This window comes from Alkalibacillus almallahensis (genome assembly GCF_011761495.1).
Taxonomy (GTDB): Bacteria; Bacillota; Bacilli; order Bacillales; family Alkalibacillaceae; genus Alkalibacillus; species Alkalibacillus almallahensis.
The window spans coordinates 1-2,299 of the sequence record NZ_JAASRU010000030.1; the positions used below are offsets into that span (position 1 = coordinate 1).

Annotated in this window: 2 protein-coding genes; both read left to right on the forward strand. The window is 32.1% G+C overall.

What is annotated here, in order from left to right; all coding sequences use genetic code 11:
- Window positions 1-182: 182 nt before the first annotated feature.
- On the forward strand, window positions 183-1,211 hold the full coding sequence (locus FHR85_RS14240; protein ID WP_167264426.1) for a protein rep: 1,029 nt from the start codon (window positions 183-185) through the stop codon (window positions 1,209-1,211).
- A 114-nt stretch (window positions 1,212-1,325) separates the two neighbouring features.
- A complete protein-coding gene (locus FHR85_RS14245; protein ID WP_167264428.1) occupies window positions 1,326-1,490 on the forward strand; it encodes an antitoxin VbhA family protein in 165 nt (54 codons plus the stop codon).
- The last annotated feature ends 809 nt before the right edge of the window (window positions 1,491-2,299 follow it).

A 2,299-nucleotide genomic window follows, 5' to 3' on the forward strand; every position in this document is an offset into this window, starting at 1 on the left:
TTTTTTGAGTCTTTACTTATCTTGATACAAGGGTAACATCTTCGATTTACCCTTACGTTCTTTCAGTCGTTGATATGACTGGTTTGAAACAAAAAAAACTTGCACTTTTTAGCATATTATTTTATCATTTTAAGTAACCACACAAAAAATATAAAACAAAGAAAGCTAGGTGCAAGTTTTTTATGTATAAAATTATAACTCCTGTTACTGAAAAATATACACCAAAAAAGAAGAAAAATCTAGTGTTAAGTGAATTTATCAAGAAGTTTATTTCTGGAAGTAGTCTAGAGTTGATAGAAAATTGCTCGACATTTCTTATGTTTGCGGGTGATAAAACATTGGAACATACTAAGCAAATGAAAGGTAACTCCTGCAAAAATAGATTTTGTCCTGTGTGTGCTTGGCGTAAAGCTAGGAAAGATGCTTTAAAACTATCGATTCTTATGCAGTATTTAAAAGCTGAACAGGATAAGGAATTTATTTTTCTAACGCTGACAACACCGAATGTTGAAGCAAAGGATCTAGAAGCTGAAATTAAATATTTAAATAAATCATTTAAAAAATTAATTGAACGTAAAGAAATAAAAAGCGTTATAAAAGGCTATGTAAGAAAATTAGAAGTGACTTATGACAGAGAAAGATTTATTACAAAAGAAATGTATCGTAATCGTAAAACTTACTATGATGGACAAGGCTTAGGGCCTTTTGATAATAATCCTAATTATGATACATATAATCCGCATTTTCACGTTCTATTGGCGGTTAATAAAAGTTATTTTACTGATACTAAAAATTATATAAAGCAAAGCAGATGGCTTGATTTGTGGCAACAAGCAACAGATAATCCGAATATCACTCAAGTTCATGTTCAAAAAGTAAAAGAGAGAAAACAAAAAGAGGTTTCGGAAATTGCGAAATACTCGGCAAAAGATAGCGATTATTTAATAAATGAAAATGTTTTTGATACGTTTTATAAAGCTTTAAAAGGTAAGCGACTTCTTGTTTATTCTGGGGTATTTAAAGATGCTGCTACGTTATTTGATAATGGCGAATTAGATAAATACAAAGAAGAAGATACAATCGAATACATTTATGCTCTAATGTACAATTGGGGTATGGGTAAATATTTTGAACAAGAAAAGCGTGAATTAACTTCAGAAGAGTATAAAGAACTGAATAATCAATTGATTGATGATATGGAAGTTGAATAAAAGGAGTGATGAAGATGGAAACGGTTGGTCTTATTATTTCTTTAACAGCATTAGGTGTCAGTCTTACAGCGTTTACGCTTATTTTGAAGCATAAAAAAACTGGAGTTGAGTGAAATGATCTCTGCTGAATTAGAAAAAGCTTTCCAGCAAGCTAAACATCAATTAGAGATTGAGGGTTTTGCTTTAACAGAAGAAGATGAACGAAATATGAAGGCAGTAGTTACTGGTGAAATGAGCAGGGAAAAATTAATTGAGCAATTGAAAAATAACAGTCATTAGATGGCTGTTATTTTTTATTTTATCCGGAGGTTATTCAGCTTGCTGAACGTTAGAATTTAATGAGCAGAGCGAATGAAATTCACCCATTTTCACACCCGTTTTTGGGGGTGTGGGTAAATGGGCACTCAGTACTTTTTCGTGATGGCATTTTTGCTCTTTTTGAGAAAGTTTGTGTGATGTAAGGTGTATATCTCATGAGTGATGTAGAGAAGCTCATATTTGCTTTCTGTGAGTTTTTTGAGGTTTATAAGTATTTGGAATGCAGGTAAATAAATTTTAAAGTAACAGAGCGGTTTATGACGCAGAACAAACGAAGTCTTTTTGTTTTGAAGAACCTTTGGCGTACAATCCGAAAGGCAAGGGGGCGGAAGCGCTTTTCTTCCGTTCCCTTGTTTTCTCGGATTCCAAAGGTGCAAGGTTCAAAACAAAAAGGAATCGGCTTGGTCGAGTAATAAAAAGCGATAGATCAAACCGTTTCAAAAAAAGTGAACTCATTTCTCAAAAAACATTTTAAGAGTGAAAAGGTTTTTTATTTTCTTTATTCAAAGATAAGGATGCCTTGAATTTTTAAAGAGGAATGAGGTGTGTGAATGTTTATTAAGATTCGCTCTAAATGTAATGAAATTAAAATTGATTTTGTCTTTAATTTTAATCTAGTAGCGTTGCTTTAATATTTGTTTTTAAGATAAAAAAACCCCCTGGAATCAGGGGGCTTTTTTTGAGTCTTTACTTATCTTGATACAAGGGTAACATCTTCGATTTACCCTTACGTTCTTTCAGTCGTTGATATGACTGGTTTGAAACAAAAA